Raw genomic sequence first — 20,679 nt, 5'->3', positions numbered from 1 at the left:
AGGTCCCACACATGTCCGAGCAGCCTCACGTCGGCACCGACGCCGAGGACGTCGTCGAGCAGGACGCCGCCGACGACGTGACGACGGACGACCTCTCCTCCCTGGACGAGTCCTCCCTCTCCGTGCAGCAGGCCGACCTCGCGGCGACCGGCGACACCGACGTCATCGGGTCCGGGTACGTGGACGACGACGCCCCGGTCGACGAGGTCGTGCCGTCCGACGAGACCGCCGCCGCCGCCCTCGACGAGACCCCGGTCGACGAGGCCCCCGCCGACCCGGTCGCCGAGCTGCGCACCGAGCTGCGCCGCGCGCCGGGGGAGTGGTTCGTCGTGCACAGCTACGCCGGCTACGAGAACCGCGTGAAGACCAACCTCGAGGCGCGCATCACCTCCCTCAACATGGAGGAGTACATCCACCAGGTCGAGGTCCCCATGGAGGAGGTGACCGAGATCAAGAACGGGCAGAAGAAGCAGGTCCGCCGGGTCCGGATCCCCTCCTACGTGCTGGTGCGCATGGACCTCACCGACGAGTCGTGGGGCGCGGTCCGCCACACCCCGGGCGTCACCGGCTTCCTCGGGTCCGCCCACCACCCCGTGCCGCTCACCCTCGACGAGGTCGTCGGCATGCTCGCCCCGACCGTGCAGGCGCCGTCCGCCTCCGGCGGCAAGTCTTCCGGCGGGTCCGCGGCCGCCGCGGCGACCGTCGACTTCGAGGTCGGCGAGTCCGTCACCGTCATGGACGGCCCGTTCGCCACGCTCCCGGCGTCGATCTCCGAGATCAACGTCGACTCCCAGAAGCTCAAGGTCCTCGTGTCGATCTTCGGCCGCGAGACCCCCGTCGAGCTCTCGTTCGGCCAGGTCTCCAAGCTCTGACCGAGGCTCCACCGGTACCACCCCAGCACCCAGGCAGCACCACCCCGACAGAAGGACCACGACGTGCCTCCCAAGAAGAAGAAGGTCACTGGAGTCATCAAGCTCCAGATCAAGGCCGGTCTCGCGAACCCCGCCCCGCCCATCGGCCCCGCCCTCGGTGCCGCCGGCGTCAACATCATGGAGTTCTGCAAGGCCTACAACGCCGCCACCGAGCAGCAGCGGGGCGACATCGTCCCCGTCGAGATCACGGTCTACGAGGACCGCTCGTTCACCTTCGTCACCAAGACCCCGCCGGCCGCGCAGCTCATCAAGAAGGCCGCCGGGATCGAGAAGGGCTCCGGCACCCCGCACACCGACAAGGTGGCCACCATCAGCCAGGAGCAGGTGCGCAAGATCGCCGAGACCAAGCTGCAGGACCTCAACGCCACGGACCTCGACGCCGCCAGCAAGATCATCGCCGGCACCGCGCGCAGCATGGGCGTCACCGTCTCCGACTGACGTCGCGACCGGCACCGCAGCACCAGCACCACCAGCACCACCGCACGAGCACCACCGGCACCACAGCACCAGCACCCGAGCACCACGTGGGAGGGCCGCGCGCGGCCCGACGACCACGACTCCCGACGCCCCACCCCACCAGGAGCAGACATGAAGCGCAGCAAGGCCTACCGCGCGGCCGCCGAGGCCATCGTCCCGGACACCCTGTACGCCCCCGCCGACGCCGTGAAGCTGGTCAAGCAGACCAGCACGGCCACGTGGGACGCCACCGTCGAGGTCGCCCTCCGCCTGGGTGTCGACCCCCGCAAGGCGGACCAGATGGTCCGCGGCACCGTCAACCTGCCGAACGGCACCGGCAAGACCGCCCGCGTCCTTGTCTTCGCCACCGGTGAGCGTGCGCAGCAGGCCCTCGAGGCCGGCGCCGACCACGTCGGCAGCGACGACCTGCTCGAGCGCATCCAGGGCGGCTGGCTCGACTTCGACGCCGTCGTGGCCACCCCGGACCTCATGGGCAAGGTCGGCCGGCTCGGCAAGGTGCTCGGCCCCCGCGGCCTCATGCCCAACCCGAAGACCGGCACGGTGACCATGGACGTCGCCAAGGCCGTCACGGAGATCAAGGGCGGCAAGATCGAGTTCCGCGTGGACAAGCACTCCAACCTCCACTTCATCATCGGCAAGACGTCGTTCGACGAGGCCAAGCTCCTCGAGAACTACGCCGCCGCCATGGACGAGGTCATGCGTCTCAAGCCGGCCGCCGCGAAGGGCCGCTACGTCAAGAAGGCGACCGTCGCGGCGACCATGGGCCCCGGCATCCCCGTCGACCCCACGGCCAGCGGCGCGGTGGAGCCCGTCCAGGCCTGAGCACCCCCTGCACGACGAGGGCCCCGACCGCTGCGGTCGGGGCCCTCGCCCGTCCCCGGGGACGGGCGATTTGGCCGCACGCGCCCCGCGCCCGTACCCTCGGCGTACCGAAGACCGTTGGTCGCCGCCCTCCGGGGTGGTCGAAGGAGCCGGGACAGCCCGGACGGCCCGCGCAGGTGCAGAGCAGGAGCCCGCGAGCGGGCACCGACGCCCCGTGCCTCGCGCCGGGGCGTCCGTCATGTCAGGGCTGCTCCGTTCGGTCGGGACCGCGCACGCGGGCCCCGTCGCAGACGGAAGGAACATCCATGCCCACCCAGGAGAAGGTCGACGCCGTCGCCGAGCTCGCGGACCTGTTCCGCGCCTCGAACGCCGCCGTCCTCACCGAGTACCGCGGGCTCACCGTCTCCCAGCTGACCCGGCTGCGTGTCGCCCTCGGCGACAACGCGACCTACGCGGTCGTCAAGAACACCCTCACGAAGATCGCGGCCGAGCAGGCCGGCTTCGAGGGTCTCGACGCGGACGCCCTCAAGGGCCCCACGGCCATCGCCTTCGTCACCGGTGACCCGGTCGAGGCGGCCAAGGGCCTGCGGGACTTCGGCCGGGAGGCGCCCGCCCTCGTCATCAAGGGCGGCGTGCTCGACGGCCGCGCCATCGACGCCGAGGGGCTGCGCAGGCTGGCTGACCTCGAGCCGCGCGAGGTGCTCCTCGCCAAGCTCGCCGGGGCCATGAAGGCCCCGCTGTCCAAGGCCGTCTACATGGCAGCCGCCCCGCTCGCCCAGGCCGCCCGCACGGTCGACGCGCTGCGGGCCAAGCGCGAGCAGGAGGAGGCCGCGGCCTGAGGAGGCCGCGTCCCCCGCACCACCTGCACGCGCAGCACCTGCAGCACCCGCACCACCCAGACCGCACCGCACGCGCGACCGCCTGACGCGGCCCCGCACCACCCCACCAGGAAGAAGGACACACCATGGCGAAGCTCTCCGCCGACGAGCTGCTCGAGCAGTTCAAGGACATGACCCTCCTCGAGCTCTCCGACTTCGTGAAGAAGTTCGAGGAGACGTTCGAGGTCACCGCCGCCGCCCCGGTCGCCGTCGCGGCCGCCGGTGGTGCCGGTGGCGCCGCCGCCGAGGAGGTCGCCGAGCAGGACGAGTTCGACGTCGTCCTCGAGGCTGCCGGCGAGAAGAAGATCCAGGTCATCAAGGAGGTGCGCGCCCTCACGAGCCTGGGCCTCAAGGAGGCCAAGGACCTCGTCGACGCCGCCCCCAAGGCCGTCCTGGAGAAGGTCGACAAGGACGCCGCCGAGGCCGCCAAGGCCAAGCTCGAGGGCGCCGGCGCCACCGTCACCGTCAAGTGACGACCTGCTCCTGATCTCCCGCCGGGCACGCCCGGCAGCCTGATCGCCCCGCCCCCCGCGGAGAGCTCCACGGGGGGCGGGGCGATTTGCCTTGCACCGGGACACGTCCTATCGTTGTCCTTTGCTGCCCACCCTCTGAGCCCCCCTGGCTTGACCAGGGGTGTCAGCCATGCAACGAAAACCAAACAGCAGGCCGCTGGAAGGACCCGTCTTGGTCGCCTCGCGCACCGCGCCCGCTCCTCGTGTACAGCCCGTACCGGTGAACCCCCGCCCCTCTTTCGCCAAGATCCGTGAGCCGCTGGAGGTCCCCGACCTCCTGGCCCTGCAGACGGAGAGCTTCGACTGGCTCCTCGGGAACGACAGCTACGTCGCCCGGGTCGAGGCCCTCGGTGAGGACGCCGGCAAGTCCGGCCTCGCCGAGATCTTCGAGGAGATCTCTCCCATCGAGGACTTCTCGGAGACGATGTCCCTGTCGTTCCGGGACCACCGCTTCGAACCCGCCAAGTACTCCGTCGAGGAGTGCCGCGAGAAGGACATGACCTACGCGGCGCCGCTCTTCGTCACCGCGGAGTTCATGAACATGACCACCGGCGAGATCAAGAGCCAGACGGTCTTCATGGGCGACTTCCCGCTCATGACCGACCGCGGCACCTTCGTCATCAACGGCACCGAGCGTGTCGTGGTGTCGCAGCTGGTCCGCTCGCCCGGCGCCTACTTCGAGCGCGTCCGCGACAAGACGTCCGACAAGGACGTCTTCACCGCCAAGCTCATCCCGAGCCGCGGCGCCTGGCTCGAGTTCGAGATCGACAAGCGCGACGCCGTCGGCGTGCGCGTGGACCGCAAGCGCAAGCAGTCGGTCACGGTCTTCCTCAAGGCGCTCGGCATGTCCGAGCAGGAGATCCGGGACGAGTTCTCGGGCTACGACTCCATGCTCGCCACGCTGGACAAGGACACCACGGCCGACTCCGACGCGGCCCTGCTGGACCTGTACCGCAAGCTGCGCCCGGGCGAGCCGCCCACGCGCGAGGCGGCGCAGACCCTGCTCGACAACCTGTACTTCAACCCCAAGCGGTACGACCTGGCCAAGGTGGGGCGCTACAAGCTCAACCGCAAGCTGGGCGTCGACAAGCCGCTCGCGGACTCCACGCTGTCCCTCGCGGACATCGTGGCCACCCTGAAGTACCTGGTGACGCTGCACCACAACGCCTCCTCCGGCGGCGAGGACCAGCGCACCATGTCCGGGCACAAGGTCGGCGAGCCCGTCGAGCTGCGGGTCGAGGTCGACGACATCGACCACTTCGGCAACCGTCGCCTGCGCAGCGTCGGCGAGCTCATCCAGAACCAGGTCCGCACCGGCCTGTCGCGGATGGAGCGCGTCGTGCGCGAGCGGATGACGACCTCCGACGTGGAGGCCATCACCCCGCAGAGCCTCATCAACATCCGGCCCGTCGTCGCGGCGATCAAGGAGTTCTTCGGGACCTCCCAGCTGTCGCAGTTCATGGACCAGAACAACCCGCTCGCCGGCCTGACGCACAAGCGTCGTCTGTCCGCGCTGGGCCCGGGTGGTCTGTCCCGCGACCGCGCCGGCTTCGAGGTGCGCGACGTGCACCCGTCGCACTACGGCCGCATGTGCCCGATCGAGACCCCCGAGGGCCCGAACATCGGCCTGATCGGCTCGCTCGCCACGTACGCCCGCATCAACTCCTTCGGCTTCGTCGAGACCCCGTACCGCAAGGTCCTCGACGGCGTCGTCAGCGACGAGGTCCAGTACCTCACCGCCGACGAGGAGGACAACTTCGTCGTCGCGCAGGCCAACGCCCCGCTCGACGCCGACAGCCGCTTCGCCGAGGAGCGCGTGCTCGTCCGGACCCGGTTCGGCGAGGTCGACTACGTCCACGGCGGCGACGTCGACTTCATGGACGTCTCGGCGCGGCAGATCTCCTCGGTCGCCACCGCGATGATCCCGTTCCTCGAGCACGACGACTCCAACCGCGCGCTCATGGGCTCCAACATGCAGCGCCAGGCCGTCCCGCTGGTCCGTGCCGAGGCGCCGTTCGTCGGCACCGGCATGGAGCTGCGCGCCGCGGTCGACGGCGGCGACGTCGTCGTGGCCGAGGCCGGGGGAGTGGTGCACGAGGTCGCGGCCGACGCCGTGACGATCGCGCAGGACGACGGGGCCTACCGCACCTACCGGGTGCACAAGTTCCGCCGCTCCAACCAGGGCACCAGCTACAACCAGCGCGTCCTGGTGGACTCCGGCCAGCGCGTCGAGGCCGGCAGCATCCTCGCCGACGGTCCCTCGACCGACGGCGGCGAGATGGCCCTGGGCCGCAACCTCCTCGTGGCGTTCATGCCGTGGGAGGGCCTCAACTACGAGGACGCCATCATCCTCAGCCAGCGCCTGGTGCAGGACGACGTCCTCTCCTCGATCCACATCGAGGAGCACGAGGTCGACGCCCGCGACACCAAGCTCGGGCCCGAGGAGATCACGCGGGACATCCCCAACGTCGGCGAGGAGGTCCTCGCGGACCTCGACGAGCGCGGGATCATCCGCATCGGTGCCGAGGTCGTCCCGGGCGACATCCTCGTCGGCAAGGTCACACCCAAGGGCGAGACCGAGCTCACCCCCGAGGAGCGCCTCCTGCGCGCCATCTTCGGCGAGAAGGCCCGCGAGGTCCGCGACACCAGCCTCAAGGTGCCCCACGGCGAGACCGGCACCGTCATCGGCGTCCGGCTGTTCGACCGCGACGAGGGCGACGAGCTCCCGCCGGGCGTCAACCAGCTGGTCCGGGTCTACGTCGCCCAGAAGCGCAAGATCACCGACGGCGACAAGCTGGCCGGCCGCCACGGCAACAAGGGCGTCATCTCCAAGATCCTGCCCGTGGAGGACATGCCGTTCCTCGAGGACGGCACCCCGGTCGACATCATCCTCAACCCGCTCGGCGTGCCCGGCCGCATGAACATCGGCCAGGTCCTCGAGCTCCACCTCGGCTGGATCGCCAGCCAGGGCTGGAAGATCGAGGGTGGTCCGGAGTGGGCGGCGCGCATGCCCGACAGCGTCCGCGAGGTCGCGCCGGGGACCAACGTCGCCAGCCCGGTCTTCGACGGGGCGACCGAGGACGAGGTCACCGGCCTGCTCAGCTCGACGCTGCCGAACCGCGACGGCGACCGCCTGGTCGACGCCGACGGCAAGGCGCGCCTGCTCGACGGCCGCTCCGGCGAGCCGTTCCCCGAGCCGGTGTCCGTCGGCTACATGTACATCCTCAAGCTGCACCACCTGGTCGACGACAAGATCCACGCCCGCTCGACCGGCCCGTACTCGATGATCACGCAGCAGCCGCTGGGTGGTAAGGCGCAGTTCGGCGGTCAGCGGTTCGGCGAGATGGAGGTGTGGGCGCTCGAGGCGTACGGCGCGAGCTACGCGCTGCAGGAGCTGCTCACCATCAAGTCGGACGACGTCATCGGCCGCGTCAAGGTGTACGAGGCCATCGTCAAGGGCGACAACATCCCTGAGCCGGGCATCCCGGAGTCGTTCAAGGTCCTCATCAAGGAGATGCAGTCCCTGTGTCTCAACGTCGAGGTGCTGTCCAGCGACGGCACGTCGATCGAGATGCGGGACTCCGACGACGACGTGTTCCGCGCGGCCGAGGAGCTCGGCATCGACCTGTCCCGGCGGGAGCCGAGCAGCGTCGAAGAGGTCTGACGACCCCACCGGGGGCGAGGCGGCCGGCCCGACCGGCCGGCCGCCTGGCCCCCACCCCGTGACGAGCGACTGAACGCAACGAGAGAAGGAACCTGTGCTCGACGTCAACTTCTTCGACGAGCTCCGCATCGGTCTGGCCACCGCCGACAACATCCGTGCGTGGTCGCACGGCGAGGTCAAGAAGCCCGAGACCATCAACTACCGCACGCTCAAGCCGGAGAAGGACGGGCTCTTCTGCGAGAAGATCTTCGGTCCCACCCGGGACTGGGAGTGCTACTGCGGCAAGTACAAGCGTGTCCGGTTCAAGGGGATCATCTGCGAGCGCTGCGGCGTCGAGGTGACTCGCGCCAAGGTGCGCCGTGAGCGGATGGGCCACATCGAGCTCGCCGCCCCCGTCACCCACATCTGGTACTTCAAGGGTGTCCCCAGCCGTCTGGGCTACCTGCTCGACCTCGCGCCGAAGGACCTCGAGAAGGTCATCTACTTCGCCGCCTACATGATCACCTCGGTCGACGACGAGGCGCGCCACCGCGACCTGTCGAGCCTGGAGACGGGCATCCTCAACGAGAAGGGCGAGATCGAGCGCCGTCGCGACGCCGAGATCGACGAGCGCGCCAAGCGCCTCGAGGGGGACCTGGCCGAGCTCGAGGCCGAGGGCGCCAAGGCCGACGTGCGCCGCAAGGTGCGCGAGGGCGCCGAGCGCGAGATGTCGCAGATGCGCCGTCGCGCGACCCAGGAGCTCGACAAGCTCGAGGCCGTCTGGGACCGCTTCAAGAACCTCAAGGTCCAGGACCTCGAGGGCGACGAGCAGCTGTACCGCGAGATGCGGCTCCGCTTCGGCATGTACTTCGAGGGCGGGATGGGTGCCGCGGCGCTGCAGAAGCGCCTGGAGACCTTCGACCTGGACGCCGAGGCGGCCTCGCTGCGCGAGACCATCGCCACCGGCAAGGGCCAGAAGAAGACCCGTGCGCTCAAGCGGCTCAAGGTCGTCAGCGCGTTCCTGTCCACCACCAACTCGCCCATGGGCATGGTGCTGGACTGCGTCCCGGTGATCCCGCCGGACCTGCGCCCGATGGTCCAGCTGGACGGTGGCCGCTTCGCGACCTCCGACCTCAACGACCTCTACCGCCGGGTCATCAACCGGAACAACCGCCTCAAGCGGCTCCTCGACCTCGGTGCGCCCGAGATCATCGTCAACAACGAGAAGCGCATGCTCCAGGAGGCCGTCGACGCGCTGTTCGACAACGGCCGCCGCGGCCGGCCCGTCACGGGCCCCGGCAACCGTGCGCTCAAGTCGCTGTCCGACATGCTCAAGGGCAAGCAGGGGCGCTTCCGCCAGAACCTGCTCGGCAAGCGTGTCGACTACTCCGGCCGCTCGGTCATCGTCGTCGGCCCACAGCTCAAGCTGCACCAGTGCGGCCTGCCCAAGCAGATGGCGCTGGAGCTGTTCAAGCCCTTCGTCATGAAGCGCCTGGTCGACCTCAACCACGCGCAGAACATCAAGTCCGCCAAGCGGATGGTCGAGCGCTCGCGCTCGGTCGTGTGGGACGTGCTGGAGGAGGTCATCAGCGAGCACCCCGTGCTGCTGAACCGTGCGCCCACGCTGCACCGCCTCGGCATCCAGGCCTTCGAGCCCCAGCTGGTCGAGGGCAAGGCCATCCAGATCCACCCGCTCGTCTGCACGGCGTTCAACGCCGACTTCGACGGCGACCAGATGGCCGTGCACCTGCCGCTGTCCGCGGAGGCGCAGGCCGAGGCCCGCATCCTCATGCTGTCCAGCAACAACATCCTCAAGCCGTCGGACGGCCGGCCGGTCACCATGCCCACCCAGGACATGATCATCGGGCTGTACCACCTGACGAAGGACATGCCCGAGGACGCCCCCGGCACGGGCCGCTCCTTCTCCTCGGTCTCCGAGGCCCTCATGGCCCTGGACCGCAAGGAGATCCACGTCGGCTCCATGGTCGAGATCAAGATCCCCGACCTCGTGCCGCCGCTGGGCTGGGTGGCGCCGGAGGGCTACGTCGAGGGCGAGACCATCCGCCTGAAGACCACGCTCGGCCGGACGCTGTTCAACGAGGCGCTCCCGCTGGACTTCCCCTTCGTCAACTACACGGTGGACAAGAAGAAGCTCAGCTCGATCGTCTACGACCTCGCCGAGCGCTTCCCCAAGGTGCAGGTCGCCGCGTCCCTGGACGCCCTCAAGGAGGCCGGGTTCCACTGGGCCACCCGCTCGGGCACCACGGTCGCCCTGTCCGACGTCGTCCCGCCGTCCAACAAGGCCGAGATCCTCGAGGCCTACGAGGCGCGCGCCGACAAGGTCCAGAGCCAGTACGAGCGCGGTCTGATCACCGACGACGAGCGTCGTGGTGAGCTGATCGAGATCTGGACCCAGGCGACCGACGAGGTCTCCCAGGCCATGGAGGACAACCTCACCGACACCAACACCATCTACCGCATGGTCACCTCGGGCGCCCGGGGCAACATGATGCAGATGCGCCAGATCGCGGGCATGCGCGGCCTCGTCGCCAACCCGAAGGGCGAGATCATCGTCCGTCCGATCAAGGCGAACTTCCGCGAGGGCCTGTCCGTGCTGGAGTTCTTCATCTCCACGCACGGTGCCCGCAAGGGCCTGGCGGACACCGCCCTGCGCACCGCCGACTCCGGGTACCTCACCCGTCGTCTGGTGGACGTCAGCCAGGACGTCATCGTCCGCGAGGAGGACTGCGGCACCGAGCGCGGCCTCGTCATGCCGATCGCGACGGAGAACGCCGAGGGCGTCCTCGTCAAGGACGAGCACGTCGAGTCCACGGTCTACGCCCGCAGCCTGGCCACGGACGTGGAGGTCGACGGCGAGGTCGTCGCCACCGCGAACACCGACCTCGGCGATGTCGTCATCGACCGGCTCGTCGCGGCGGGGGTGCACGAGGTCAAGGTCCGCTCGGTCCTCACCTGCGAGTCCCACGTCGGCACCTGCGCGCTCTGCTACGGCCGCTCCCTGGCCGCCGGCAAGCTCGTCGACATCGGCGAGGCCGTCGGCATCGTCGCGGCCCAGTCGATCGGCGAGCCCGGCACGCAGCTGACCATGCGCACCTTCCACACCGGTGGTGTGGCCGGCGACGACATCACGCAGGGTCTGCCCCGCGTCGTCGAGCTCTTCGAGGCGCGCACCCCCAAGGGGAACGCGCCCATCGCCGAGGTCACCGGCCGCGTGCGGCTGGAGCGCAACGACAACGACGTGGTCACTGCGGTCACGCTGGTGCCGGACGACGGCGCCGACGAGATCGAGGTCCCCGTCAGCTCGCGCTCCAAGCTCCTGGTCAAGGACGGCGAGAGCGTCGTCGTCGGCCAGCAGCTAACCGCGGGCGTCGTCGACCCCAAGCAGGTCCTCCGCCTGCTCGGGCCTCGCAAGGTGCAGCAGCACCTGGTGGACGAGGTCCAGCGCGTCTACCGCAGCCAGGGCGTGACGATCCACGACAAGCACATCGAGGTCATCGTCCGCCAGATGCTCAAGCGGGTGACGATCATCGACTCCGGCGACGCGAACCTGCTGCCGGGGGAGCTGACGGAGCGCACGCGCTTCGAGACGACCAACCGCGAGGTCGTGCGCAGCGGCGGCAAGCCGGCCTCCGGCCGGCCCGAGCTCATGGGCATCACCAAGGCCTCCCTGGCGACGGAGTCGTGGCTGTCCGCGGCCTCGTTCCAGGAGACCACCCGGGTGCTCACGGACGCGGCGATGAACGCCAAGTCCGACCCGCTGGTCGGGCTCAAGGAGAACGTCATCATCGGCAAGCTGATCCCCGCCGGCACCGGTCTTGCGCGCTACCGCGACGTGACGGTCGAGCCGACCGAGGAGGCGAAGGCAGCCATGTACACGCTGCCCAGCTACGACGACTCCGACTACGCGGCGTTCGGGTCCGGGAGCGGGCAGGCCGTGCCGCTCGAGGACCTCGATTTCGGCGGCAGCTACCGCTGATCCCTCCGTCGGGCCGGCACCCCTGGTGACAGGGGTGCCGGCCCGCGCAGGCGTCCTGACCACCAGGGCGCCCGATCACGGGGCGTCCTGACCATCGGGCGTCCTGACCACGGGGCGTTTTGACCATCGCGACCCGGGATAGGTACCCTCTCCCGAGTCGCCCGGTCGGACCGGGTCATCGCGCGTGCCTCGGCAGCACGAGGTGCACGAGCGCGACACGCCCGGGTGCGGGGGTCAAAGCCCGATCCGCCGACCAGGCACACCACCAGACAATCCAGTAGGGAGTACCGCAGCGGTGCCCACGATCCAGCAGCTGGTCCGCAAGGGCCGCCAGGACAAGCCGGTGAAGAACAGCACGCCCGCGCTCAAGGGGTCTCCCCAGCGCCGTGGCGTCTGCACCCGCGTCTACACGACCACGCCCAAGAAGCCGAACTCTGCCCTGCGCAAGGTCGCTCGCGTGCGTCTGAGCAACGGCATCGAGGTCACCGCCTACATCCCCGGTGTCGGCCACAACCTTCAGGAGCACTCCATGGTGCTCGTGCGCGGCGGCCGGGTGAAGGACCTGCCCGGCGTCCGGTACAAGATCGTCCGCGGCTCCCTCGACACCCAGGGCGTCAAGAACCGCAAGCAGGCCCGCTCGCGCTACGGCGCGAAGAAGGAGAAGAGCTGATGCCTCGTAAGGGCCCCGCTCCCAAGCGTCCGCTCGTCGTCGACCCGGTGTACCACTCGCCGCTGGTCACGCAGCTGGTGAACAAGGTGCTCCTCGACGGCAAGAAGTCCGTCGCCGAGCGAACGGTGTACGGCGCCCTCGAGGGTGCCCGCGCCAAGACCGGCAACGACCCGGTGATCCTCCTCAAGCGCGCGCTCGACAACGTCAAGCCCGCCCTCGAGGTCCGCTCCCGCCGCGTCGGCGGCTCGACCTACCAGGTCCCGGTCGACGTGCGCCCCGCGCGCTCCACGACGCTGGCCCTGCGCTGGCTCGTCGGCTTCTCCCGCGCCCGTCGCGAGAAGACCATGACCGAGCGCCTCATGAACGAGATCCTCGACGCCAGCAACGGCCTCGGTGCCTCGGTCAAGCGTCGCGAGGACATGCACAAGATGGCCGAGTCGAACAAGGCCTTCGCGCACTACCGCTGGTGAGCCCGGCGGCGCCCACGAGGCGCCGCCCGCTCCCACGGTGCCCCGCCTCTCGCGGGGCCCCTCCGGGGGCCGACCTACCTGGGTCGGCCCCTCACGGCCGATGACGGCCAGCTCCACCAGACAGCCCCGCAACGAGGAAGGCCCACCGTGGCTCAGGACGTCCTGACCGACCTCACCAAGGTCCGCAACATCGGGATCATGGCGCACATCGACGCCGGCAAGACCACCACGACCGAGCGGATCCTGTTCTACACCGGGATCAACTACAAGATCGGCGAGGTGCACGACGGCGCCGCGACGATGGACTGGATGGAGCAGGAGCAGGAGCGCGGCATCACCATCACGTCGGCCGCGACGACCTGCTTCTGGGAAGGCACCCAGATCAACATCATCGACACGCCCGGCCACGTCGACTTCACCGTCGAGGTCGAGCGGAGCCTGCGCGTGCTCGACGGCGCCGTCGCGGTGTTCGACGGCAAGGAGGGCGTCGAGCCCCAGTCCGAGACCGTCTGGCGCCAGGCCGACAAGTACGACGTCCCGCGCATCTGCTTCGTCAACAAGATGGACAAGCTCGGCGCGGACTTCTTCTTCACGGTGAAGACCATCGTCGACCGCCTCGGCGCCAAGCCGCTGGTCATCCAGCTGCCCATCGGCGCGGAGAACGACTTCCTCGGCGTCGTGGACCTGGTCTACATGCGCGCCCTCACCTGGCGCGGCGACACCGGCAAGGGCGAGGCCTACGAGGTCGAGGAGATCCCGGCCGACCTGGCCGACCAGGCCGCGGAGTACCGCGCCGCCCTCATCGAGACCATCTCCGAGGCCGACGACGAGCTGCTCGAGAAGTACCTCGCCGGCGAGGAGCTGACGCCCGAGGAGATCAAGGGCGCCATCCGCAAGATGACGATCGCCTCCGAGGTCTACCCGGTGCTGTGCGGCTCCGCGTTCAAGAACAAGGGCGTCCAGCCCATGCTCGACGCGGTGCTCGACTACCTGCCCACGCCGCTGGACGTCCCGCCGATGATCGGCCACGACGTCCGCGACGAGGAGAAGGAGATCATCCGCAAGCCGGACGCCTCCGAGCCCTTCTCGGCGCTGGCCTTCAAGGTCGCCACGCACCCGTTCTTCGGCAAGCTCACCTACGTCCGGGTCTACTCCGGCAAGGTCGCGGCCGGCTCCGGCGTCGTCAACTCGACCAAGGGCAAGAAGGAGCGCATCGGCAAGCTCTTCCAGATGCACTCCAACAAGGAGAACCCGGTCGACGAGGCCCAGGCGGGCCACATCTACGCGATGATCGGCCTCAAGGACACGACCACGGGGGACACCCTGTGCGACCCGTCCGACCAGGTCGTGCTGGAGTCGATGACGTTCCCGGCGCCGGTCATCTCGGTGGCCATCGAGCCGAAGACCAAGTCCGACCAGGAGAAGCTCTCCATCGCCATCCAGAAGCTGGCCGAGGAGGACCCCACCTTCCAGGTCGAGCAGGACGAGGAGACCGGCCAGACCATCATCAAGGGCATGGGCGAGCTCCACCTCGATATCCTCGTGGACCGCATGCGGCGCGAGTTCAAGGTCGAGGCGAACGTCGGCAAGCCCCAGGTCGCCTACCGCGAGACCATCCGCCGCGCGGTCGAGAAGTACTCGTACACCCACAAGAAGCAGACCGGTGGGTCCGGGCAGTTCGCCAAGATCCAGTTCACCATCGAGCCGCTGGTCGACGCCGAGGACGAGGACGCGACCTACCAGTTCGACAACAAGGTGACCGGTGGCCGGGTGCCCCGCGAGTACATCCCGAGCGTGGACGCCGGCTTCCAGGACGCGATGCAGGTCGGCGTGCTGGCCGGCTACCCGATGGTCGGTGTCCGCGCGACGCTGACCGACGGTGCGGCCCACGACGTCGACTCCTCCGAGCTCGCCTTCAAGATCGCCGGCTCCGCCGGCTTCAAGGAGGCGGCCCGCCGGGCGGACCCCGTCCTGCTCGAGCCGATCATGGCCGTGGAGGTGCGCACGCCCGAGGAGTACATGGGCGACGTCATCGGCGACATCAACTCCCGCCGCGGGCACATGCAGTCCATGGACGACGTGTCCGGCGCCAAGAGCGTCAAGGCCACGGTGCCGCTGTCGGAGATGTTCGGCTACGTCGGCGACCTGCGCTCCCGCACCCAGGGCCGCGCGGTCTACACGATGCAGTTCGACTCCTACGCGGAGGTCCCCCGCAACGTCGCCGACGAGATCGTCAAGAAGATCCGCGGCGAGTGAGACCTCGCGGTCGGTCTAGTCTGTGACCGGCCGTGGACAGCACGTCTGCCCAGCACGACTGAACGAGACCACCAGAGCACGGCACACCTACCACCACCGTCGGGCGAACCCGTCGGCGGAGAACAGTCCGAGGAGGAGCCCCAGTGGCTAAGGCGAAGTTCGAGCGGACCAAGCCGCACGTCAACATCGGCACCATCGGTCACATCGACCATGGCAAGACGACGCTGACCGCGGCCATCACCAAGGTGCTCCACGACAAGTACCCGGACCTGAACGCCGCCTCGGCGTTCGACCAGATCGACAAGGCCCCGGAGGAGCGCGAGCGCGGCATCACGATCTCGATCGCGCACGTCGAGTACCAGACCGAGACGCGCCACTACGCGCACGTCGACTGCCCCGGTCACGCCGACTACATCAAGAACATGATCACCGGTGCGGCTCAGATGGACGGTGCGATCCTGGTCGTCGCCGCCACCGACGGCCCCATGCCGCAGACCAAGGAGCACGTGCTCCTGGCCCGCCAGGTCGGCGTCCCCTACATCGTCGTCGCCCTCAACAAGGCCGACATGGTGGACGACGAGGAGATCCTCGAGCTCGTCGAGGTCGAGGTCCGCGACCTGCTCAACCAGTACGAGTTCCCCGGTGACGACCTGCCCGTCGTCCGCGTCTCCGCGCTCAAGGCGCTGGAGGGCGACAAGGAGTGGGGCGACAAGCTCCTCGAGCTCATGGACGCGGTCGACACCGCCATCCCCGAGCCCGAGCGTGCCGTCGACCAGCCGTTCCTCATGCCGATCGAGGACGTCTTCACGATCACCGGCCGCGGCACCGTCGTGACCGGCCGCGCCGAGCGCGGCATCCTCAAGGTGAACGAGGAGGTGGAGATCGTCGGCATCAAGGACTCCTCCACCCGCACGACCGTCACCGGTGTCGAGATGTTCCGCAAGCTGCTCGACGAGGCCCGTGCGGGCGAGAACGTCGGTCTGCTCCTGCGCGGCATCAAGCGCGAGGACGTCGAGCGCGGCCAGGTCGTCGTCAAGCCCGGCTCCATCACGCCCCACACGGACTTCGAGGCCCAGGTCTACATCCTGAGCAAGGACGAGGGCGGGCGTCACAACCCGTTCTACTCGAACTACCGTCCCCAGTTCTACTTCCGCACCACCGACGTCACCGGCGTCATCACGCTGCCCGAGGGCACCGAGATGGTCATGCCCGGCGACGACACCTCGATGACGGTCGCGCTGATCCAGCCGATCGCCATGGAGCAGGGTCTGCGCTTCGCCATCCGCGAGGGTGGCCGCACCGTCGGCGCAGGCCGCGTCACCAAGATCAACGCCTGACACGCCTTCGGCGGCGCCCCGGTCACCCGGGGCGCCGCTGTCGTGCGTCCGGGCCCCCGCCGCCGGCGGGGGAGGGGCGCACGGCGGGGCACCCGGCCGGTTTGGTCGTGGCGCGCACGTCTGACAGACTGTCGCGGTTGCCCGGCGCACCCCGGTGCCCACCAACGGTCCCCAGGACCGGGGGGTGGCAGCACGACGTACACCGACCAGACCGATCCAGGGCCGACACGCCCGGGCGCGGGGGTCGGGCTCCGGGCCAGGACCACGGCCCCACCAGACCAGAGCACGACCACCGGATGGCGGCCCCGAGAGGCCGGGAACCGGTACCGAAGAGAGAGAGTGGACGACGCATGGCGGGACAGAAGATCCGCATCAGGCTCAAGGCCTACGACCACGAGGTGATCGACTCCTCGGCGCGCAAGATCGTCGAGACGGTCATCCGTACCGGCGCCTCCGTGGCCGGCCCCGTGCCGCTGCCGACGGAGAAGAACGTCTACTGCGTCATCCGCTCGCCGCACAAGTACAAGGACAGCCGCGAGCACTTCGAGATGCGCACCCACAAGCGGCTCATCGACATCCTGGACCCGACGCCCAAGACGGTGGACTCGCTCATGCGGCTCGACCTCCCCGCGGGCGTCGACATCGAGATCAAGCTCTGAGGGATCTGACTCGTGACCACTGAGAGAGAAGTGCGGGCCCTGCTGGGCCGCAAGCTGGGCATGACCCAGGTCTGGGGCGCGGACAACGTGCTCGTCCCCGTCACGGTCGTCGAGGTCGCCGGCAACGTCGTCACCGACGTGAAGACCGCGGACAAGGACGGCTACGCCGCGGTGCAGCTGGGTTACGGCCGCATCGACCCCCGCAAGGTGAACAAGCCCATGTCCGGGGTGTTCGAGCGCGCGGGCACCCCGCCGCGCCGCCACCTCGTCGAGGTCCGCACCACCGGTGCCTACGACCTCGGCCAGGAGGTCGGGCTCGACACCTTCACCGAGGGCCAGTTCGTCGACGTCGTCGGGACCACCAAGGGCAAGGGCACCGCCGGCGTCATGAAGCGTCACGGCTTCAAGGGCGTCAGCGCCTCCCACGGTTCCCACCGCAACCACCGCAAGCCCGGCTCCATCGGTGGCGCCTCCACCCCCGGCCGTGTCTTCAAGGGCATGCGCATGGCGGGGCGGATGGGCCACGACCGCCAGACCACCCAGAACCTGCAGGTGCACGCGGTCGACGTCGAGCGCGGCTACCTGCTCGTCAAGGGCGCCGTCCCCGGCCCCCGCAACTCGGTCGTGCTCGTCAAGACCGCCAGCAAGAAGGAGGCCTGAGATGACCACCACCACGCAGGCGCCCGCCGCCTCGACCGCGGAGACCACGGCCTCGCTGACTGTCCCCGTCCTCGCGGCCGACGGCTCGAGCCCGCGCACCGTCGACCTGCCGGCCGAGCTCTTCGGCGTGCAGACCAACGTGCCGCTCATCCACCAGGTCGTCGTCGCCCAGCTCGCCGCGGCGCGCCAGGGCACGCACAAGACCAAGACGCGCGCCGAGGTGTCCGGCGGTGGCCGCAAGCCCTACCGCCAGAAGGGCACCGGCCGCGCCCGCCAGGGCTCGACCCGTGCGCCCCAGTTCACCGGCGGCGGCGTCGTGCACGGCCCCGTGCCGCGCGACTACAGCCAGCGCACGCCCAAGAAGATGATCGCGGCCGCCCTGCGCGGGTCGCTGTCCGACCGGGCGCGCCACGGCCGCATCCACGTGCTCGAGGCCCTCGTCACGGGGGAGACCCCGTCGGCCGCCTCGGCCCGCACCGCGCTCGGCCACGTCAGCACCCGGGCGAACCTGCTCGTGCTCGTGAGCCGCGAGGACGACGTGTCCTGGAAGAGCGTCCGGAACCTCTCGGGCCTGCACGTCCTGGCCGTCGACCAGCTCAACACCTACGACGTGCTGGTCAGTGACGACGTCGTCTTCGTGGGCCCCGCCCTGCAGGAGTTCGTCGAGCACCGCCTCGGCACCGGCACCGCCGGGACCCCCGCCACCACGACCGACGAGGAGGCCACGGCATGAGCGAGCACGACTTCGCCCACGTCGGCAAGGACCCGCGCGACATCCTCGTCGCGCCGGTCGTCAGCGAGAAGTCCTACGGCCTGCAGGAGGACGGGAAGTACACCTTCCTCGTCGACCCGCGCGCCTCGAAGACCGAGATCAAGATCGCGGTCGAGAAGGTCTTCGGCGTCAAGGTCGCCCCCAAGGGCGTCAACATCATCAACCGTGTGGGCAAGACTCGTCGCACGCGGTACGGCACCGGCAAGCGCAAGGACACGAAGCGTGCGATCGTCACCCTCCGCGAGGGCACGATCGACATCTTCGGTCCGGCCGCGTGATCTCGAGGACTGACTGACATGGCCATCCGCAAGTACAAGCCGACGACCCCCGGTCGCCGCGGCTCCTCGGTCGCCGACTTCGTCGAGGTCACGCGCGACACCCCCGAGAAGTCGCTGGTGCGCCCCCTGACGAAGAAGGGCGGCCGCAACAACGCTGGCCGCATCACCACCCGTCACCAGGGTGGCGGCCACAAGCGCGCCTACCGCCTCATCGACTTCCGCCGTCACGACAAGGACGGCGTGAACGCCAAGGTCGCGCACATCGAGTACGACCCCAACCGCACCGCGCGCATCGCGCTGCTGCACTACGTGGACGGCGAGAAGCGCTACATCATCGCCCCCAACAAGCTGTCGCAGGGTGACGTCATCGAGAACGGTCCCGGCGCCGACATCAAGCCCGGGAACAACCTCCCGCTGCGCAACATCCCGGTCGGCACGGTCGTGCACGCCATCGAGCTCCGTCCCGGTGGCGGCGCCAAGATCGCCCGGTCCGCCGGCACCAGCGTCCGTCTCGTCGCCCGCGAGGGCACGAACGCGCAGCTGCGCATGCCGTCGGGGGAGATCCGCAACGTCGACGTCCGCTGCCGGGCCACGATCGGCGAGGTCGGCAACGCCGAGCAGTCGAACATCAACTGGGGCAAGGCCGGCCGCATGCGCTGGAAGGGCAAGCGCCCGACCGTCCGCGGTGTCGTCATGAACCCGGTCGACCACCCGCACGGTGGTGGTGAGGGCAAGACCTCCGGTGGTCGCCACCCGGTCACCCCGTGGGGCAAGCCCGAGGGCCGCACCCGTCGCCCCGGCAAGTCCAGCGATGCCCAGATCGTCCGTCGCCGCACCGCCGGCAAGAAGCGCTGAGAGGAGCGACGATGCCACGCAGCCTGAAGAAGGGCCCGTTCGTCGACGACCACCTGACCAAGAAGGTGGACGCACAGAACGAGGCCGGGACCAAGAACGTCATCAAGACCTGGTCGCGCCGCTCGATGATCGTGCCGGACATGCTCGGGCACACCATCGCCGTGCACGACGGCCGCAAGCACGTCCCGGTGTTCGTCACCGAGTCGATGGTCGGCCACAAGCTGGGCGAGTTCGCCCCCACCCGCACGTTCCGCGGGCACGAGAAGGACGACCGGAAGGGCCGTCGCCGCTGACGCGGCGACGCCCTCCGAGACAGGTCAGGAGCCAGATATGGAAGCCACGGCGAAGGTGCGCCACCTGCGCGTCACGCCCATGAAGGCCCGGCGCGTCGTCGACCTCGTGCGCGGCAAGCGTGCGACCGAGGCGGTGCAGGTCCTGCGGTTCAGCCCGCAGACGGCCGCCGCCCCGGTCCGCAAGCTCGTCGAGTCCGCGATCGCCAACGCGCGGGTCGAGGCCGAGAAGTACGGCGAGCGGTTCGTCCCCGACGAGCTCGTCGTCACCACGGCGTTCGTCGACGAGGGCCCCACGCTCAAGCGGTTCCAGCCGCGGGCCCAGGGCCGCGCGTTCCGCATCAACAAGCGCACGAGCCACGTCACGGTCGTCGTCTCGAGCCCGGACACCGCCGGTGCCGGCACGGACAGCCGTTCCACGAAGGGAGCCCGCTGATGGGTCAGAAGGTCAACCCGCACGGGTACCGGCTCGGGATCACGACCGAGCACAAGTCCCGCTGGTTCGCGGACTCGACGGCGTCGGGCCAGCGCTACCGGGACTACGTCGGCGAGGACGTCAAGATCCGCCGTCTCATGACGGTGGGCCTCGAGCGCGCCGGCATCGCCAAGGTCGAGATCGAGCGCACCCGCGACCGGGTCCGCGTCGACCTGCACACCGCCCGCCCCGGCATCGTCATCGGCCGCCGCGGCGCCGAGGCCGACCGTCTGCGCGGCGAGCTCGAGAAGCTCACGGGCAAGCAGGTGCAGCTCAACATCCTCGAGGTGAAGAACCCCGAGGGCGACGCGCAGCTGTGCGCCGTCGGCATCGCCGAGCAGCTGTCCAGCCGTGTCTCGTTCCGCCGCGCCATGCGCAAGGGCATGCAGTCCGCCCAGCGCGCCGGCGCCAAGGGCATCCGGGTGCAGGTCTCCGGCCGCCTCGGCGGCGCGGAGATGAGTCGCACGGAGTTCTACCGCGAGGGCCGGGTCCCCCTGCACACCCTGCGCGCGAACATCGACTACGGCTTCTTCGAGGCCAAGACGACGTTCGGCCGCATCGGCGTGAAGGTCTGGATCTACAACGGCGACAAGACGGCCAAGGAGCTCGCCCGCGAGCAGGCCTCGGCCGCCCCCCGCGGCGCCGGCCGCCGTCCCGTCCGCGGCGACCGCCCGGAGCGCCCCGTGCGCACCGACC

The 20,679-nt window shown here is 69.6% G+C and carries 19 protein-coding genes; all 19 read left to right on the top strand.

Features of this window, described 5'->3' with window-relative positions; translation table 11 throughout:
• The first annotated feature begins 11 nt into the window (after nt 1-11).
• Entirely contained in the window at nt 12-872 is an 861-nt protein-coding gene (gene nusG, locus WCS02_RS05260; protein ID WP_340290737.1) for a transcription termination/antitermination protein NusG, read from the top strand.
• Nucleotides 873-935: 63 nt separating this feature from the next.
• Nucleotides 936-1,370, top strand: coding sequence for a 50S ribosomal protein L11 (gene rplK, locus WCS02_RS05255; protein ID WP_340290735.1), 435 nt, complete (start codon nt 936-938; stop codon nt 1,368-1,370).
• A 150-nt stretch (nt 1,371-1,520) separates the two neighbouring features.
• Nucleotides 1,521-2,231, top strand: a complete 711-nt coding sequence (rplA, locus tag WCS02_RS05250) for a 50S ribosomal protein L1 (protein ID WP_340290733.1) — start codon at nt 1,521-1,523, stop codon at nt 2,229-2,231.
• A 305-nt stretch (nt 2,232-2,536) separates the two neighbouring features.
• Entirely contained in the window at nt 2,537-3,070 is a 534-nt protein-coding gene (rplJ, locus tag WCS02_RS05245; RefSeq protein WP_340290731.1) for a 50S ribosomal protein L10, read from the top strand.
• Between the two features lie 125 nt (nt 3,071-3,195).
• On the top strand, nt 3,196-3,582 hold the full coding sequence (rplL, locus tag WCS02_RS05240; RefSeq protein WP_340290729.1) for a 50S ribosomal protein L7/L12: 387 nt from the start codon (nt 3,196-3,198) through the stop codon (nt 3,580-3,582).
• Between the two features lie 211 nt (nt 3,583-3,793).
• A complete protein-coding gene (gene rpoB / locus WCS02_RS05235) occupies nt 3,794-7,285 on the top strand; it encodes a DNA-directed RNA polymerase subunit beta (protein ID WP_376983747.1) in 3,492 nt (1,163 codons plus the stop codon).
• Between the two features lie 94 nt (nt 7,286-7,379).
• Nucleotides 7,380-11,261 (top strand): DNA-directed RNA polymerase subunit beta', encoded by a 3,882-nt coding sequence (locus WCS02_RS05230; RefSeq protein ID WP_340290725.1) that lies wholly within the window; start codon nt 7,380-7,382, stop codon nt 11,259-11,261.
• 295 nt (nt 11,262-11,556) lie between these two features.
• Complete coding sequence (gene rpsL, locus WCS02_RS05225) at nt 11,557-11,931, top strand: 30S ribosomal protein S12 (RefSeq protein WP_340290723.1); 375 nt, start codon at nt 11,557-11,559, stop codon at nt 11,929-11,931.
• Nucleotides 11,931-12,401, top strand: coding sequence for a 30S ribosomal protein S7 (gene rpsG / locus WCS02_RS05220; RefSeq protein WP_340290721.1), 471 nt, complete (start codon nt 11,931-11,933; stop codon nt 12,399-12,401). Before rpsL ends, rpsG begins: the two co-directional genes overlap by 1 nt.
• A gap of 147 nt (nt 12,402-12,548) precedes the next feature.
• Nucleotides 12,549-14,657 carry an elongation factor G gene (gene fusA / locus WCS02_RS05215; RefSeq protein ID WP_340290719.1) on the top strand — a complete coding sequence of 703 codons (2,109 nt, stop codon included), beginning with the start codon at nt 12,549-12,551 and terminating at the stop codon, nt 14,655-14,657.
• Nucleotides 14,658-14,800: 143 nt separating this feature from the next.
• Nucleotides 14,801-15,994, top strand: a complete 1,194-nt coding sequence (gene tuf, locus WCS02_RS05210) for an elongation factor Tu (RefSeq protein ID WP_340290717.1) — start codon at nt 14,801-14,803, stop codon at nt 15,992-15,994.
• Between the two features lie 350 nt (nt 15,995-16,344).
• On the top strand, nt 16,345-16,653 hold the full coding sequence (rpsJ, locus tag WCS02_RS05205) for a 30S ribosomal protein S10 (RefSeq protein WP_340290715.1): 309 nt from the start codon (nt 16,345-16,347) through the stop codon (nt 16,651-16,653).
• Between the two features lie 12 nt (nt 16,654-16,665).
• Nucleotides 16,666-17,313: a 50S ribosomal protein L3 gene (gene rplC, locus WCS02_RS05200; protein ID WP_340290707.1), complete on the top strand. Its 648-nt coding sequence runs from the start codon at nt 16,666-16,668 to the stop codon at nt 17,311-17,313.
• Between the two features lies 1 nt (nt 17,314).
• Nucleotides 17,315-18,046 carry a 50S ribosomal protein L4 gene (gene rplD, locus WCS02_RS05195; RefSeq protein ID WP_340290704.1) on the top strand — a complete coding sequence of 244 codons (732 nt, stop codon included), beginning with the start codon at nt 17,315-17,317 and terminating at the stop codon, nt 18,044-18,046.
• Nucleotides 18,043-18,363, top strand: a complete 321-nt coding sequence (gene rplW / locus WCS02_RS05190) for a 50S ribosomal protein L23 (RefSeq protein WP_340290701.1) — start codon at nt 18,043-18,045, stop codon at nt 18,361-18,363. The genes rplD and rplW overlap by 4 nt, the downstream gene beginning before the upstream one ends.
• Before the next feature lie 18 nt (nt 18,364-18,381).
• Nucleotides 18,382-19,218 carry a 50S ribosomal protein L2 gene (rplB, locus tag WCS02_RS05185; protein WP_340290698.1) on the top strand — a complete coding sequence of 279 codons (837 nt, stop codon included), beginning with the start codon at nt 18,382-18,384 and terminating at the stop codon, nt 19,216-19,218.
• An 11-nt stretch (nt 19,219-19,229) separates the two neighbouring features.
• Nucleotides 19,230-19,511: a 30S ribosomal protein S19 gene (rpsS, locus tag WCS02_RS05180; RefSeq protein WP_340290696.1), complete on the top strand. Its 282-nt coding sequence runs from the start codon at nt 19,230-19,232 to the stop codon at nt 19,509-19,511.
• A gap of 37 nt (nt 19,512-19,548) precedes the next feature.
• Nucleotides 19,549-19,944, top strand: coding sequence for a 50S ribosomal protein L22 (rplV, locus tag WCS02_RS05175; RefSeq protein WP_340290693.1), 396 nt, complete (start codon nt 19,549-19,551; stop codon nt 19,942-19,944).
• Nucleotides 19,944-20,679 (top strand): 30S ribosomal protein S3 (gene rpsC / locus WCS02_RS05170; RefSeq protein ID WP_340290691.1); only part of this gene is annotated, 736 nt, incomplete at its 3' end. The genes rplV and rpsC, both read left to right, overlap by 1 nt.

This window comes from Aquipuribacter hungaricus, assembly GCF_037860755.1.
In the GTDB taxonomy this organism is placed as follows: domain Bacteria; phylum Actinomycetota; class Actinomycetes; order Actinomycetales; family JBBAYJ01; genus Aquipuribacter; species Aquipuribacter hungaricus.
Note: the sequence above shows the minus strand (reverse complement) of the source record. Positions and strands in the feature narration are given on the sequence as shown.